Consider the following 17480-nt stretch of genomic DNA (forward strand, 5'->3'; position numbering starts at 1 on the left):
TAATTTAGACTTAATTAAAATTAATTTTTATTGAATTTTGCTTTAATTATCATGATAATGGCTTAAAGGATGATTTCAAAAAAACCTCTTGGGTGTGCGATCAGGAAGGTCAAGCACATCTAATTGTAAGGCTATCCTTTATGAGTGGGAGACGGTTTTCAACATCGTTAAATGAACTAATTGAACAGTCTAATCTCACCAAAACCCAGTTGGCCGAGCGGGCAGGTATTTCTCGTGCAAGCCTGTATAACTTGCTCAGTGGGGACGTGGCAGAGAGCAAGCTTTCAACGTTAATTCGTCTCTCTTCGGCACTCGGTGTTCACCCGCTCGACATTATTCATCCCTACTTTCATAAAAGCATGCGCGGTAGGCTGGCGACTACTCACCAAGCGGGCACCGCCTTTATCGAGGATGTTACTTACCCGGATTACTCGTCTGTGATGCCGCATCAAACCTTTGTAAAAACATGGGCGGTCATGAATACAGGCAAAGTCCCTTGGGAAAACTTATTTTTAGTTTGTCAGGATGCACCTGTCGAAGTAGGTGGCATGGCCATGGGGCTCCAACCTGATCAACCCCGGATAGCCATTCCTAAAACGGTACCAGGCGAGAAAATTTTGCTGTCCGTTACATTAACCGCACCTGGGTTGCCTTGTACTGTTAAATCGGAATGGAAAGCCACTGATGCCAACGGCAAGCTATGTTTTCCAGGCAAACTGCCGCTCTATTGCATTGTTAAGGTGTGCTCATTGTGACATTAAATAAACCCACCATGGTCAAGCCTAGGCAAGCGCTGTTAACCATTGGAAATACTCTCGTTGTATTCGCCGTGTCCGCAAATGACAACCAGCAGCCCGTCGAGCTAGCGACCCAAATTGTTTATGCCCCAGTGTTAGTGAATCAAGAGGTTGGCCTCACTACAACTCAAACTCCATTCCATCAAACGCAAAATACCCTAAGCATTGATTTTTTAGACCGTTTCAATGCAAATTCTGTGGTAAGCCTGAGTGACTATGTGCCAGGCGTTCAAGCCAGCCGCAATGGTGCAGGGATGGGGGAAGACTACTCGATACGGGGGTTCCCGCTAGGTGGACGTTTGTTATTGGATGGAGTACTGGATAACCAGAGCTATTATGTGCGCGATCCGGCCACTTACGAGCAGGTAGACTTTATCAAGGGCCATAACAGCGCATGGTATGGCGCTGGGGTGCCAGGGGGCTCGGTCAATTTTATTCCCAAAAGGCCGCAATACCAGCCAAGCACTAGCGTTACTGCTGGCCTGGGTAGCGATGATTATCAAGCGCTGGTGGTGGATTCTACCGGCCCGCTAGCACCACACAGTGCTTGGGCTTACCGCACTGTGCTGGCGGCTCGTCATCTTAATAGCGATAAGCAAAACGTAGACTCAAGCCCGGTAACGTTGCTCAATAGCGTAGCGTGGCAGGGAGAGAGCACCGAGCTTACTGGTAGCTGGGAATATAGTCGCCAGAACTATCCCTACGATTTTGACAATGTCTATGCTCAGGGCTCGCCGGTTTATGATGTCTCCTATGTACATCCCGCCTCATTCGCGAAAAGTGAATACCACCGCTTTGAGCTGCAAAGTGACACTCAACTTGCATCTCACCTTCGTTTAGAAGGTATTTACCGGCGCATTACCGGTCAACGTGAAGAGAAGCGGGTTGGCTTTTGGTTTATGGCCGACGAAGACAGTCCCTTGCCAGGCTACTACCGGGAAGTGGATGAAAACTTTACCCAAAACACCGGTCAGCTTAGCTTGCATTACGACTACGCACTGGGCGGGCTGCGCCATGAAACCGCCGTGGGGCTGGCATACCATGAAACTCAGTCAACTTATGATGACGCCGTTTCATCATACGATTTTAGTCTGAATATTTATCAGCCGGATTTTGACGTCTCACTACCCAGTCAAGACCAACTAACCCCATTGAGTGGCAATATCGACTGGCAGGAATCTGCGCTATTAATGAGTCAGAAAAGTCAACTAACCGATACGCTTGACCTCTCTTTAGGCGCACGTTATACGGATTATCGTTTAACCAATGTGAGCGGAAACTCCAGCACAAGCGAAGCGGATAACCGCGCGTTGAGTTATTCCGCTGGCTTGGCCTGGGCGCTTGATGACCAGCTAACTTTGCGCGCCAGCTATAGTCAGTCGTGGCTGGCTAATCAAGGTCAGGATAAAAACGCTAATTACTTTGACCCCAGCCGTGGTGTTCAGCACGAGCTGGGGCTTAACTGGCAGCCGACTCCCTCCGCCACGCTGGATATGGCGCTGTTTAACATTCGCCAGAACAACCTGCTGGTACGCGACCTGGAAATAGCTGAACGCTATGTGCTGGCGGGCGAGAAAACGGTGAAAGGCGCTGAAGCCAATCTAAGCATTGAATTGAATGATCAATGGCAAGCCACTGCCGCCACGACGTATATGGAAGCCAGACTGGAGAAAACCAATGATGCCAATGAAGGCAACCGCTTTCCCAGCGTTCCCACCCACCAGCACTCCTTGCTGCTGCATTACCAGCCGATCAGTCAGCTAACCCTCACGCCGGGTGTGGTTTACCAAGGCAGCCGCCCCGGTGACCGGGCTAACAGCTTTTATGTGGATAGCTACACCCGCTACGACCTAAGCGCCCACTGGCAGGCGATGCCCGACCTCTCAATACAAGCCAGCATTCAAAACCTCACCGATATTGACTACGTCACTAGCAGCGCCGCCGACGATTTCTTGCGCTTTGGTGATTCACGCACGCTGCGCATTAGTGCCACCAAGCAGTTTTAGGCCTGCACTGCCGCTTGTTTTAACTTTTTAGCGGCAGTGTCCAACTGGTTAGACACTCTTCTTGGTAGTTTTTCTTAACCGTCAACGAATTCACACTGATGGTGTGAATGCACAGGTTACACCAAGCGATAGAAAAGTGACGTAGGTGCTTTGGCAGTGGCGTTATGCCGCTAAACATACTGACAAGCCTTTCGTCACATCCAACAAGCCTGCCATTGAGCAGGCGATGATAAAACAGCAAGGGACACATGATGATGAAAAGAACCGCAAGCGTTATTGCAACCGTAGCGCTGGTCGCTGCGACTAATGCTCATGCGTTTGAGCCTCGGGTATCTGTGGGGGCTTTGGCGGGTATGACTGGCTTAGGGGCAGATGTTTCCTGGCGCTTTAATGAAAATCTCGCGGTGACCGGGCGTTATACCGATGGCCTAAGCTATGACACCGATTTTAATCAGGATGGCGTCAATTACGATACCGACTTTGACCTAAAAGCCTCTAGCGTTAAGTTGGATTACTTTCCCTTCGCTGGCAGGTTCTTTCTCTCAGCAGGTATTATGATGCCGGATATTGAAGCCGGCGTAACAGGTAACCCGCAAGATGGCTCGGTGTATGAACTTAACAACCGAAGCTACAACGCTAGCGAGATTGGCTCGGTGATTGGTAATGCTACCCTTACTGACGGTGTTCAACCGTATGTGGGCGTTGGCTGGCGTAGCTCCCATAAAGCGGGTCTGGCGCTGTTTTCTGAGCTTGGGCTAGTGGCTACCGATACGGATGTATCGCTAAGGACGAGCAGTAATCAGGAGTCCGTAGACCCAGTTCTTCAGCAAGATATCCGCGCAGAAGAACAAAAACTCAAAGACGACATTGATAAGTTGCCTGTGTTCCCAGTGGCTGTGTTTGGCATTACTTATACGTTTTAACTGGAAGAGTAATCACTAAGGTGAAAGGGGGGATGTCGCCCCCTTTCGTGGTCAATGGGGACAGAGTCATTGAAATTTATCTGATCCAGACTCATCTCAGCTCGAAGCCGCCGGAGATGATGTCTGTTCCTGTGTTATGTAGATAAAGGCGCTGTACTTACTGCACAGGCGCCCATGGGCAACCCATACACGGCCCGTCTATCCAGACTAGCATTCAACGCCTCACCGATCTCACCTACGTCACCAACCGCGCCGCCAATGATTTCCTACGCTTTGGCGATCCCCGTATGCTGCGCATTAGTGCCACCAAATAGTGCTAATGCTAGTGCATTTTTTAATTTTTTGCGGCAGTGTCCAGCCGGTTAGACACTTTTCTTGATAGCTTACACTTAGCGAATAGTACAAAAATATCCGGGAGACACACTGCCATGTTACTCAATAATAATTCCAAGTCATTTCAAAAAGATAAATTACTCATGTACCGACTATATGATGCTTACGCTATGTTGGCATGAATGTTCTTTCTTATAAGGTTATATAATGCATATTTTTATCATAATACTATTGTGTTTTTCTATAAGCTCTTGTGGTCGCATGATGTACCCTGAGCTTTATAGGGAGGACGGTACTGGGGGCTGGAGTGGTCAATACGCAGCATTTGATGGGGTAGATTATAAAGATTTTCGCACATTTGTTCTCGCAAATGACTTGCAAGCTGTACTTGATTACATAGATTTATACCCAAGCCAAAAGTATAGTTATGTGACAATTGAGCGTATAGCTCAGCTTCTTGATAAAGAGGCTGCAGAAAGTGAATGGTTCTATAACTATATTCATAATGTTGGTCAACAAAGGGTGAGAAATCCACAGGCTAATAATTATAATGAGAATACTGTATATTCTATTCGTCTGGTTAATAAGATGTTAAAGCCTAAGCTAATGGAATTGGCTCAAGAGTTTAAGTCTACGGTTATTGCTTTGCGTGCATTAAGTGTTGATATGCTTTATGCTAAAAATATAAGCAATCTAGAGTTTTCTAATAGAGAAAATATTTTTGGGTTAATTGTTGAGACGGCAAGTGATGACGAGTTGATCGATATTTTAAATTATTTCTTTTTGGATTATGATTTTTACAAAGGTTATGAATTTCATGATGCTTTGGTTGGTTTCTTAGGACAAAGCGATGAGTTAATAAGCAGAGTGGAAAATAATTATTTGCTTTACCTTTTGTCAGGTGATATTTCGTACTTTAATGCGCACCTATCTGATGTCAGGGAAGGGAGTATTAAAGGTGATAAGCGTTTTTTTGAGGAATATTTTATATTTGCAATAAAAGATTTTTCTACTATTTCACGTTTTTTTGATGATGTTAAGCTTTGCCAGGATTGTAATAATCAATATTTTTATGAAGCCATCTCTAGGTCAGACCAATTTGGTAAAAATTTGAGCTTAAATAGTTTTATGTCTTCAGATGAATACCGACACTTTTTTGATCGATTTGGCTACACGGTCAGTGAGTATAATCAAGGAGATATATATAATTTGGTTGTTTCTTCAAGAAAAAACTCCATTTCAATAGAGTTAACGGCACAAGTGCAATGTGAGCCTGCGGAGCAGGTGACTAATAGGGAGCGTGTTGGTTTCTTCGAAGGTTTGGGTTTGTCACTAGAAAATCCTAATCAGTATGCGTCTGAAAAAATAGTTACTTATCAGAGCCATCGGTGTGCCGTTTCTGAGAGAGATAAGCTTGTGCTGCAACAGATTGCACGTGGACAAACTGAGCAGATACAGAAAGGGCTTAATGGATTTGGCTACCGATCTATAGCTGAACGCCGTTACATATTTAGTAATGTGCGACCAGTGTACATAGATGACTCAAAAGATGAATCAGTAAGTAGTGTCAGTAATCGTACTAGCAGTTTAAGTTCAAATGCTAACTCGTCATCTTCTTTGGTTAATTTTTATGATGGTGGCTATAGAAGTAGTGCGGGAAATAAAATCATGATATTGGAATGTCGAGGTAAGGGGAGGTATAGCGTCTTTTATGATCAAAGTGATGCTGGGCAGTGGAAAGACAGCGCTGGTTTCGCTTTAGGCAATCAGTTCAAAGGGATTCCACTGAATCGTTCTAATGCCGAACTATTTTGTAATTCTCGTTAATAGATTTGGCAGTCTCATGAATTAAGACTGAATCAAATGAATTTGCCTTGATGGCATACATAGTGCGATGACATGGCTTGAGGAGATGGATATGACGGCACCTGACAAAAATTTGCGTAACTGGTTCGATGACGGCACAGATCCGGATGGCAATCCTATTCCTGATATAACCGGTTGGGATACCGCCAGTGTCACTGATATGGGGCTTATGTTCGCCAGAGCAGAAGCATTTAATCAGGATATTAGTGGCTGGGATACCGCCAACGTTCTCTATATGGATGGTATGTTCCAAGGAGATGGCTATGACACCCCAACTTCGTTCAATCAAGATATAGGTGGTTGGGACACGTCCAGTGTCATCAGGATGAATCGCATGTTCGAAAATAACCGAGCCTTTAATCAGGATATCGGTGACTGGGACACCTCTAGCGTTACTCATATGTTTTACATGTTCAGGTGGGCGAGCGCGTTTAATCAGGACATCGGGGGGTGGGACACTTCGAGCGTTACCAGCATGGTTGGAATGTTCTGGGATGCCGATGAGTTTAATCAGGATATTGGTCGCTGGGACACTTCCAGCGTTACTCATATGTCTTTCATGTTCCTTAGCAACAACTCGTTTGATCAGGATATCGGCGACTGGGACACAGCTAATGTCACCAATATGGATAGTATGTTCAATGGTGCGGATGTGTTTAATCAAGATATCGGCAGTTGGGATACCTCCAGTGTCACTAATATGACCGCTATGTTTTTGGGGGCTAGGGCGTTTAATCAGGATATTGGTAGCTGGGACACCTCCAGTGTACCTTTTATGGGCAGCATGTTCAGGGGGGCAGACGCGTTTAATCAGGATATCGGTGGTTGGGACACCTCCAGCGTTACCAGCATGGTTGAGATGTTCAGGGGAGCGGGCGCGTTTAATAAGGATATCGGCGGTTGGGACACTTCCAGTGTTACCAACATGGGGGGAATGTTCTGGGGCGCTGATGCGTTTAATCAGGATATCGGTGGCTGGGATACCTCTAGCGCCACCAGTATGGCCGAGATTTTGAGAGGTGCGGGCGCGTTTAATCAAGATATCGGCGGTTGGGACACCTCCAGCGTTACCAACATGGGTGGAATGTTCTGGGACGCCGGTGCGTTTAATCAGGATATCGGTGGTTGGGACACCTCCAGCGTCTCCACTATGGGGAGCATGTTCAGGGGAGCGGGCACGTTTAATCAGGATATCAGCGGCTGGGATATCTCTAGCGTCAAAAATATGTTTGCCATGTTCAGCGAGGCAGATGCGTTTAATCAAGATATCGGCGGTTGGGACACCTCCAGCGTTATCCACATGGGTGGAATGTTCTGGGACGCCGATGCATTTAATCAGGATATCGGTGGTTGGGACACCTCCAGCGTCTCCACTATGGAGAGCATGTTCAGGAGAACGGGCACGTTTAATCAGGATATCAGCGGCTGGGATATCTCTAGCGTCAAAAATATGTTTGCCATGTTCAGCGAGGCAGATGCGTTTAATCAGGATATCGGCGGCTGGGATACCTCTGACGCCACAAATATGTATGCCATGTTCCGTGAGGCAGATGGGTTTAATCAGGATATTGGTGGTTGGGATACTTCCAGCGTTACCAATATGAGTTCCATGTTCGAAGATGCCGATGCGTTCGACCAGGATCTGTCGGGACTTGAGATTCAGAATGTGACCAATATGGCGGGAATGCTAGATGACTCGGGCCTTTCCGTTAGCAACTACGACGCTACGCTGAATGGTTGGTATCAGCAGGCTCAGGCAAGCAGTGCGCTAAGGGCTACCTCAAGTGATATCACCCAGGGCGAAAAGGGGCTGAGTTATTCAAGCCAGCAGCAAGCTCTGATAAGCGGTGTGCAACGTGATGTAACCCTTGGGGCGGAGGGGTTGCTTTATTCAAGCGACGCCCAGGAAGCCCGCGATGCGCTGATTAACGACTTTGGTTGGGATATTCAGGGCGATGCGCTTTGGACGCCAGGCACCAATCGTAATCCCAATGCGATTATCGACTTTGTGGAAATGGCTGGCACGGCAAGCGCTGTTACCTTTGACCCATTGGCCAATGACCGCGATGAAGATGGGGATGAACTCAGCATTGACTCCTGGAGTGGCCCGGCTAATGGCACCGTGACTGATAATGGTGATGGTACCCTGACCTACACGCCTACCGATGATTTCAGCGGCAAGGATAGCTTCACCTATACCATTTCCGATGGCAATGGTGGGACAGATACCGCGACAGTGAAGATTGGTTTGGCATCTAGTCCAGAACCAGAACCAGAACCAGAACCGCAGCCTGAACCAGAACCACAGCCAGAACCACAGCCTGAGCCAGAACCGCAGCCTGAGCCAGAACCGCAGCCAGAGCCTGATATAGAGCAAAATACGACACCTGTGGCGAACAACGACGACTTGGTAGGGCGATTCGGTTGGCTGGTGAGCGGTAACCTGTTGGCGGATAACGGTAACGGTGCTGATCAGGATGCTGATGGTGACGAGATTGTCATTACCGCTATTGATGGACTAGACGTGGTTTTTGACACCGCCATTGAGCTGGAGTCCGGCGCAACGGTGATCGTGCAAGAAAACGGTGATTTCGTTTACGACCAGGGTTCTGCGTTTGAAGCCTCGGCCGGTGAGGCTGCTGAGGATACCTTCGAGTATTCCATCGAGGATGACCAAGGCGCGGCGTCATCAGCAGTGGTATCTGTCGAATTAGGCGAAGTGACGGATAGCGCCGAGGTGTCGGTGATTGAGGCGCTTTACCTGGTAGCATTTGATCGTGAGGCGGATGCTGGCGGTCTCGATTACTGGGCCGGTATTCGTGAAGGTGGCAGTAGCGTGTTCGAGATTGCTGATTTCTTTTTCGAGTCTGACGAATTTATCAGCGAGCGCGACGGTAGCCTGGGCGACGATGACTTCTTGACCTTGTTATATCAAAACGCCTTTGATCGTACACCCGATGCTGAAGGGCTGGAGTACTGGTCTGAAGCGCTGGAAACTGAGCAGGTGGATCAAGGTGATGTAATGGCTTACGTCGCTTCGTCCGACGAAATGCAGACTAAATATCTGGCGGAAGGTTTTATCTTCGCCTGATAGCGCCGTCTTGGCAGTGACATAAGCGGCTACTCTTCCTCGGGGTTATCTTGAGAAGGGTAGCCGCTTTTTTTATGGCAAAAATCTTAACTCGGCTTAATAGAGACGTTTATTGCGATTTTTTGTGCAATGTCCATCCGGTTAGACACATCGATTGATAGGTTAAAAAATAAATCTGCCTGGGTGGCAGCCCCCCCCGCGATGACATGGCTTGAGGAGATGGATATGACGGCATCTAACACTGATTTGCGTCTTTGGTTTGAAAACGGCACAGACCCGGATGGTAATCCCATTCCTGATATAACCCGTTGGGACACGTCAAGTGTCACCGACATGACTAACATGTTCTATGAAGCTAATGTATTTAATCAGGATATAGGTAGCTGGGATACTAATAGCGTCACCAGTATGGGGGGCATGTTCATCGGTGCTGAAGCGTTCAATCAGGATATAAGCGACTGGGAAACTTCCATCGTCACCGATATGCACAGCATGTTCAGTGGTTCTAGATCTTTTAATCAATACATAGGAGGCTGGGAAACCTCCAACGTCATCGATATGTTTTTCATGTTCAGCGGGGCCGAAGCGTTCAATCAGGCTATCGGCGGCTGGGATGTCTCTAAAGTCACCAGTATGGCCTATATGTTCCAACATGCCGCTTCGTTTGATCAGGCTATCGGCGGTTGGGACACCTCTAGCGTCACCGATATGAGTGGAATGTTCAGCTGGGCCGATGCGTTCAATCAGAGCCTATCGGGGCTTGAAATCCAGAATGTGACCGATATGGAGGATATGCTGAATTACTCTGGCCTGTCCGTTAGCAACTACGACGCAACGCTGTATGGCTGGTACCAGCAGGCTATGGAAGGTGGCGTACAAGAAAACGTCACGCTGGGCGCGGAGGGGCTGCTTTATTCAAGTCATGCGCAGGAAGCTCGCGATGCGCTAATCAACGATTATGGCTGGAAAATCGAAGGCGATGCGCTCTGGGCGCCAGGCACTAATCGTAATCCCAATGCAATTATCGACTTGGTGGAAATGGCTGATACGGCAAGCGCTGTCACCTTCGATCCGTTGGCCAATGACCGAGATGAAGACGGGGATGACCTAACTATTGATTCCTGGGGTGACCCGGAACATGGTTCAGTGACCGACAATGGTGACGGGACACTTACATACAAACCAGGTGCTGGCTTCAACGGTACCGACAGCTTCCGATACTACGTATCGGATAGCAATAGTGGGTTTGATGGCGCTAAGGTGAACATTGGTTTAGCGTCCAGTCTAGAGCCACAACCAGAACTCAAAGAGCCTGGCAGCAGGGATCTGGAGTTTGCTGCTAAGTTGACGGCATATGACAGAGGGTTACTTGGCGGGTATGAAATTGAAAAAGAGTTCTTGAAAGGCTCATTTCGCGCTGTCGCTTTAAAATCTGACACCAAAGAGCCCATCTTGGCTATTCGTGGTACGTCGGATGGATTGGTGGATTGGTATGAGAATTTTTATCCTGAGGCTGTTGGTTTTCGAGAAGCAATTGATAACTGGTCTGCGATTCGCGAGTGGCTAAAAGCTAACCCAGGTGCACATATTACCGGCCATAGCCAAGGTGGCGCCCAAGCACAAATGTTTGCTGCTTGGGCAACAAACGCTAATATAGAAGTTGGGCGTGTTGAAACATTCAATTCACCGGGGATTGCGGCTATAGATGCAAATTTATTTGTACCTTCCTTATCAGCAGGGGTTACACATCATATTTCAAGTGGAGATATTGTTAGTTTGACTGGAGAGCGGTTTGTCGAAGGAGAAGTTAACTTTTATGATATTAAAACAATTTCGGATCCAGCTCTACCATTAGAACATGCTCTCGAATCGCATGTTGGTCACGGTAGTATCCAGGCGGTTGATCTGACAAATTTTGAGCAAATAAGCCACCCCCTTGTGGGTGTTGGCGAAGATTATTCCATAGCAGGAACAATAAGCTCTGATGAGCTAAGTGCGCCGGATTTTTCTTATCTAACTGCAGGTGATAAACCTAATTTAGAGTATTTGACTTTTGTCATGCATATTGCCATGATTGAGGTGAAAGGAAGGGATGTAATTAAGGATTTTAATCCATTGCCTTTTTCTGGGTCGCCTTCTTCATCGATACTTGCTGAGTTAATGCTGGAGCGTGAATCTGTCGAACAATCGCGAAAATTTATTGGGCCTATTTTTGATTATTTTTTTGATTCGGAAGCGATTAGTCTGAAAAATGAAGGTGTTCTTTTTTCAGCGGCTATTGCAGTAGTCTTAAAAGCTTGGTCAGATGATTCACGTGCGGTTATAGAGTGGAGGTTTGAAACATTTAAAGGCTTTTTTAGTTTAGGATTGGAGGGTTTAAAAGCAGCTGCAGAGTGGAGTGAAGTGGTCATTGAGCAAATTTCTGATTGGACAAGCAAACAATGGGATAATATTAAGGAATGGGTTCCTGAGAAAATTGCTGCGCTATCATATTGGACCGTGGAGACTTTTAAAGCCACGCTAGAGTTTACATTAGGGCAATGGAAGGCAATGGCTTCCTGGACGGCAGAGACTGTAGCAGAAGTGGCCAACTGGACTCTTCAGCAATGGGAAAATGTAAAAGAATGGAGTGCTGAGCGGATCTCTGAAATCGCTGACTGGTCGATCCAAGTCTTGAGGGAGTCGATTGAATGGTCGGCCGACAAGTTTAAGGCTGTTGGTGAATTTGGCATCGAGGCATATGAGCTTACTAAAGAAATGGCTATAGAGCTCAGTGACGAGCCGTATATAGGTGATGTGATAAAATCTAGCTATTTTATTGGTGAGTGGATGGTTGATGGAGTCAAACCGCCGATTATCAAATTCCCTAAAAAAACTCAGGAGAGCGAACAGCCGGTTCTTGATGTTCAAAAACACTCAATCGCTGTTGCCCACGAGGATGGTTCAACACTGATGACAGGTGCTGGCAGTCTTTATATTGCAGGCCCGTCCGAAGACATAATGATGTTACAGGGAACTGGAAATTCGGTTATCGGATCGGCTCGTGACCTGAATGGCGACACGATATCAGGATTTTCTGTAGGCGATAGGCTACATATTCTTAAGTCACAACTCAAAGATGAAAACCTCATCGTTGAAGAAGGCTCCGCAATACTGAAGATCGATAGTACTGATGATGGAAGCCATGAAACGGTGATCCGTCTCGAAGGTGACTTTGATATCACCGCTTTCCAGCTTGTTTCGGGCAGTGATGGGTCAACTATAGAGTATCAACCGGCAGAAGTGGTAGTTCCTGAACCGCAGCCTCAACCGGCCCCGGAGCCCGAGCCTGCTCCAGCACCTGAGTTTGATCCTACACCTGAGCCTACGCCTCAACCTGAGCCTGCTCCCACACCTCAACCTACGCCTGCGCCCCAGCCCGCTCCCATGCCGAGTGCGCTAGCTAGCTTTATGGATGTGCTGGCTGAGAAAGGTTGGCAGTGGCCCAGCGAGCTTACGGAAGCACTAAGTGAAGAAGATTCATTTAAGCGTTACCCTGAGCTTAACGAATCACTTAACCCCATCATCCGGCTGTACAGCGGTATCCTGGATCGTGCTGCTGACAAGGAAGGGTTGGAGTACTGGGTATCCCAGCTCAACGCGGGGAGCAGCTTAAACGATATCGAGCGAGCATTTATGTCGGCCGAAGAGGTCAGCACTGTGATACAAGCCATGGGCAGCGATGATGTGGCCTTTGTGGATACATTGTATCAATCCGTACTGGGTCGTGCAGGGGATGAAAGCGGCCGCGAATACTGGTTGGAAAACCTGCAAGGTGACAGTGCCAAGCGAGCTGATATTGCACTGTCGTTTGTCAATTCCGATGAGTATATCGACACCAGCGCACCTTTTGTAACGGCCACCAAGCTGCTGACCTGGGGGGTGAACCTTGAGCAGATGGATATGCTGTCGCTTGGTTTTGGTGATGAGTTGGGTTTTGCGGAGCCGTTAGTGCGACTTCACACTGGCCTTGTGGGCGAAGTGCCTGATGAAACAGCGTTTAGCGGATGGCTAGAGGGTGGTCAGTCTCCAGAAGCACTAGCGGAACGTCTGCTGGAAAGTGAAGGTTTACTAACCGATGAGGAAGGGCTAATCGATACGCTTTATGCCCGGGTACTCGACCGCGCGCCAGATGCTGAAGGTGAACAGTACTGGCAAGCGATAATCGAAAGCGGTGACGCAAGTCTGACCGATATGGTGCTGGCGTTTACCGAATCCGACGAGCACCAGCAGCGAAGTCGTTCAGAGGTAGGCGATTACATCGAGGAGGCGATTAGGAGTAGCTTGGTAGGCGTTGAAACCGACCTGGAAACCTATTTGTTTGCCTAAATACCGTGGATAGACTGAGTGCACTGCCCCTTGTTGGCGGTGCGCTCAGCTCGGTTATTGAGCGCGCGAGCTACATGCCAAGTTTAGGCCAATAAAAAAGGCCTCGGTAATGATTATTTACCGGGGGCTTCTAGTAACAGTGTTAAGGAAAGTCTTTAAATTAAAGATCGAGAGAGGAATGAAAACGAGGTGACTAATCAACAATGATGCGGACTGGCCCATGTAAGTCATGGTGCCCAGGAGAGGACTTGAACCTCCACGTCCATACGGACACTAGCACCTGAAGCTAGCGCGTCTACCAATTCCGCCACCTGGGCGCATCATTTACAACTTGGATAACTGACTTTTATCATTACCGTTTGTGTTCGTATGGTGCCCAGGAGAGGACTTGAACCTCCACGTCCATACAGACACTAGCACCTGAAGCTAGCGCGTCTACCAATTCCGCCACCTGGGCGAACACAAACCTTGCCTAACACCGTACTGCTTATACCAATAGATAGCATAAAAGCAGTTTGGTGCCCAGAAGAGGACTTGAACCTCCACGTCCATACGGACACTAGCACCTGAAGCTAGCGCGTCTACCAATTCCGCCATCTGGGCAAGTGGCGCGTATAATACCGGGGTGATGGTTAAATGCAAGACCCCTAACGTGCTTTTTATAACGCAAATTGTATAAACAACGTCTAAGACGGTTGGGTGATTGAACGTGCAGCGCTATACTGCGCCTATGACTAAACAAAACCCTATTCATTTCAGCCTATCAAGCGTTGAAATATCCAGCCCGCAACGCAACGCGTTTGCGCCTTTTTTATGCCTCTCGCAAATGACGCCATCAAGGATGTTGATCGCATGAAGTATTGGACGTTAAGTGATGATCCGCACGCCGAGCGCGAGGCGCATAAATATGGCAACCCAGCACCAAGCAGGGAGTATTTGCTTGCAGCCTTAGAAAGCTATGGCAAGCCGATCACTCACGAAAATATGAGCCGCATGCTGGGGCTGGAAGACGAAGAGCTTATAGAAGCCGTCAGGCGCCGCTTGGCGGCGATGGAACGCGACGGTCAGGTGCTGCGTGACCGTCGTGGCGCCTATGCGCTGATCGACAAGCTCGATCTGGTCAAAGGCAAGGTGCTGGGGCACCGAGACGGCTTTGGTTTTCTGCTGCGCGATGATGGCAAAAAGCCAGATCTGGTATTGCCCCCGCGCCAAATGCGCCGCGTTTTTCACGGTGACCACGTGCTGGCGCGCATTAGCGGCCGCGATCGCCGTGGTCGTGATGAGGCGACCATTGCCGATGTGATTGCACGCAACACGCAAACTATCGTCGGCGTTTACCGTAGTAATACTCCTGAGTTTGGCATTCTGATACCGGAAAATCCGCGGATTACTCAGGAGGTGATTATTCCTCATAGTGCCTGCGGTGGTGCTAAAGATGGCCAGGTGATCTCGGCCAAAATCGTTCAGCAGCCGGCCACCCGTGTACAGCCGGTGGGTGAAGTGATCGAAGTGCTGGGTGAGCGTATGGACCCCGGTATGGAAATTGATATTGCGATTCGCAGTTACGATATTCCTGCAGAATTCCCGCCTGAAGTGCTTGATCAGACCGCCGGTATTTCGGCAGAAGTGTTAGAAGGGGATAAGCAACACCGCGTTGATTTGCGTGATGTACCGCTGGTTACCATCGACGATGAGTCTGCCAAAGACTTTGATGACGCCGTGTGTGCCTGGAAAACCAAATCCGGCAGTTGGAAGCTGCTCGTCGCCATCGCGGATGTTTCCCACTATGTACGCCCCGGTACGGCTCTTGACGATGAGGCGCGGACTCGGGGCAACTCGGTTTATTTCCCCGGTCAAGTGGTGCCCATGCTGCCGGAGCTGCTCTCCAACGGGCTCTGTTCGCTTAACCCTCATGTGGATCGCTTGGTCATGGTTTGCGAGATGAATATCTCGCAAACCGGCGCGATTAGCCGCTACCGCTTCTACGAAGCTGTGATGAACTCCCATGCTCGCCTGACCTATAACAAGGTGGCCGCAATTCTTGATGAGGAGAGCGAAGAGGGTGAAGCGCTTCGGGCAGAACACAGCGAGCTTGTTAAGCCGCTGAAAAATCTGGAAGAGCTTTACTATTTGTTACGAGAAGCGCGTGTTGAGCGTGGCGCAATTGATTTTGATACTACTGAAACGGCGATCATCTTCAACGACGAGCGCAAAATCGAAAAAATCGTTCCACGTAGCCGTAACAATGCTCATAAGCTTATTGAAGAGTGCATGCTGGCCGCCAACGTGGCGACTGCTCGCTTTCTGGATAAACATGATTTGCCTGCGCTCTACCGAATTCATGAGCGGCCAACGCCAGAACGCCTAGACAAGCTGCGCCTCTTCTTAAACGAGCTGGGGCTTTCTGTTGGCGGTGGTGATATGCCGACGCCACAGGATTATCAGGCGCTGCGTGAGGCGATTGCTGATCGCCCTGACTTCGATATCATCCAAACAGTCATGCTGCGTTCGATGAATCAGGCGGTCTATTCGCCACAGAATGAAGGTCACTTTGGCCTAGCTTATCAAGCCTACGCTCATTTTACTTCGCCGATTCGCCGCTATCCCGATCTGCTGGTACACCGTGCTATTCGTTCGGTGATCCGCGGTCCGCGCCAGACCAACACGGTGTTGCGCGTGGAGGGTGCGCCAGTTGAGCCGCCCAGCAAGTGGTGTCCGTATACCTTCGAGCAGATGCTTGAACTGGGTGAACACTGCTCAATGACTGAACGCCGCGCCGATGAAGCCACCCGTGATGTAGAGAGTTGGCTGAAGTGTGAGTTTATGTCTGACAAGCTTGGCGAGATGTTCGAAGGTACCATCGCGTCGGTCACTCAGTTTGGTCTGTTTGTGCGTCTGGATGAGTTCTTCGTGGAAGGCTTGGTTCACGTGACGTCGCTGCCTTCGGATTATTACCACTACGAAGCTGAGAAGCACCGTCTTAAAGGTGAGCGCACCGGCACGACCTACCGTTTGGGCGATGGTCTTACCGTCCAAGTGGCGCGTGTCGATATGGACGATCGTAAGATTGACTTTGGGCTGGGTGATGAAAAGCCGCGCCCACGCCGCCAGCCGCGTAAGAGCCGCGGTGGGGAAGGGGGCGCTGGTGCTAAAGGTGGTGGTGCTAAGGCATCTGGTAACAAACCATCCAATAGCGAGAAGCCTGCTACGCGTCGCGGCCCACGCCGTACGCGAAATGGCCCACGCAAACCATCACCGAATAAGGGCTGAGTATGAAGTCGGCGTCTTCACGGCGGGGCCCCAAGACCCCTGATGGTTTGGATCAGGTATATGGCGTTCATGCATTGCAAAGCTTGTTAGACAGAGGCGAAGCGCCCCGAGAGCTTTGGGTGCAGCAGGGGGCAGGGAGCCGCTTAAAAGAGCTGATTACCCAGGCCCAGGCGCATGGTGCTCGAGTAAAAGAGCAGCCCCGGGATTTGCTTGATCAGCTAACCCAGGGGGCGGCTCATCAGGGAGTGGTGGCGTTTTGTCCGCCGTTAACTCCTGAAGGTGAAGAGTCGCTCTGGCTTAAGCTACGCGCCTGGCCCTCGAATACACCACCGCTGTTGCTGATTTTGGATGGCGTGACGGATGTGCATAACTTTGGTGCCTGCCTGCGTAGCGCGGATGCCGCCGGTGCCCACGGCGTGATTGTGGCGAAAGATAAAGCCGCACCGCTCAATGCAACGGTGCGTAAAGTCGCTTGTGGCGCCGCCGAAGTGGTGCCGGTTTATCAAGTGACTAACTTGGCTCGCACCCTGGCCAAGCTAAAAGATGCCGGTGTCTGGATAACCGGTACGGCTGGTGAAGCTGAGGCCAGCGTTTTTGACATTGATATGACCGGCCCCACCGCGCTGGTGATGGGGGCGGAAGGCAAGGGCATGCGGCGCTTGACTCGCGAAGCCTGCGATAATCTTGCCAAGCTTCCCATGGCGGGGGAGGTCTCTAGCCTTAATGTCTCGGTGGCTACTGGTATTTGCCTGTTCGAGGCTGTCCGTCAGCGCCAGCTTGCAAGTTAACCGCCGTGCTACTAAGATACACGCGCCCGTTTGTCTGC

8 protein-coding genes and 3 tRNA genes are annotated in these 17480 nt (G+C 49.3%); 8 read left to right on the forward strand and 3 right to left on the reverse strand.

What is annotated here, in order from left to right:
- The first annotated feature begins 140 nt into the window (after window positions 1-140).
- From HZS52_RS13080 to HZS52_RS24645, 6 genes are all read left to right on the forward strand, one after another.
- Entirely contained in the window at window positions 141-755 is a 615-nt protein-coding gene (locus HZS52_RS13080) for an NBR1-Ig-like domain-containing protein (protein ID WP_022522718.1), read from the forward strand.
- Window positions 752-2803 (forward strand): TonB-dependent siderophore receptor, encoded by a 2052-nt coding sequence (locus tag HZS52_RS13085; RefSeq protein ID WP_190372932.1) that lies wholly within the window; start codon window positions 752-754, stop codon window positions 2801-2803. The genes HZS52_RS13080 and HZS52_RS13085 overlap by 4 nt, the downstream gene beginning before the upstream one ends.
- 254 nt (window positions 2804-3057) lie before the next feature.
- Window positions 3058-3726 (forward strand): hypothetical protein, encoded by a 669-nt coding sequence (locus HZS52_RS13090; protein ID WP_223827924.1) that lies wholly within the window; start codon window positions 3058-3060, stop codon window positions 3724-3726.
- Window positions 3727-4266: 540 nt separating this feature from the next.
- Window positions 4267-5886: a hypothetical protein gene (locus tag HZS52_RS13095; protein ID WP_190372933.1), complete on the forward strand. Its 1620-nt coding sequence runs from the start codon at window positions 4267-4269 to the stop codon at window positions 5884-5886.
- A 91-nt stretch (window positions 5887-5977) separates the two neighbouring features.
- Window positions 5978-9016, forward strand: a complete 3039-nt coding sequence (locus HZS52_RS13100; protein ID WP_190372934.1) for a BspA family leucine-rich repeat surface protein — start codon at window positions 5978-5980, stop codon at window positions 9014-9016.
- A 225-nt stretch (window positions 9017-9241) separates the two neighbouring features.
- The gene (locus HZS52_RS24645; protein WP_263364872.1) at window positions 9242-13384 is read left to right on the forward strand and encodes a BspA family leucine-rich repeat surface protein; all 4143 of its coding nucleotides are present in this window, start codon (window positions 9242-9244) and stop codon (window positions 13382-13384) included.
- A gap of 230 nt (window positions 13385-13614) precedes the next feature.
- Here the strand turns inward: HZS52_RS24645 and HZS52_RS13110 are convergent.
- The 3 genes from HZS52_RS13110 to HZS52_RS13120 form a co-directional block, all read right to left on the reverse strand.
- Window positions 13615-13701 (reverse strand) — tRNA-Leu (locus HZS52_RS13110).
- Between the two features lie 53 nt (window positions 13702-13754).
- Window positions 13755-13841 (reverse strand) — tRNA-Leu (locus HZS52_RS13115).
- Between the two features lie 59 nt (window positions 13842-13900).
- Window positions 13901-13987: transfer RNA gene (locus HZS52_RS13120), tRNA-Leu, on the reverse strand.
- A 249-nt stretch (window positions 13988-14236) separates the two neighbouring features.
- Here HZS52_RS13120 and rnr point away from each other — a divergent pair.
- Entirely contained in the window at window positions 14237-16654 is a 2418-nt protein-coding gene (gene rnr / locus HZS52_RS13125; RefSeq protein ID WP_022522722.1) for a ribonuclease R, read from the forward strand.
- Window positions 16655-16656: 2 nt separating this feature from the next.
- The gene (gene rlmB, locus HZS52_RS13130) at window positions 16657-17442 is read left to right on the forward strand and encodes a 23S rRNA (guanosine(2251)-2'-O)-methyltransferase RlmB (protein ID WP_009287665.1); all 786 of its coding nucleotides are present in this window, start codon (window positions 16657-16659) and stop codon (window positions 17440-17442) included.
- The last annotated feature ends 38 nt before the right edge of the window (window positions 17443-17480 follow it).

This window comes from Vreelandella titanicae (assembly GCF_014697095.1).
In the GTDB taxonomy this organism is placed as follows: Bacteria; Pseudomonadota; Gammaproteobacteria; order Pseudomonadales; family Halomonadaceae; genus Vreelandella; species Vreelandella titanicae.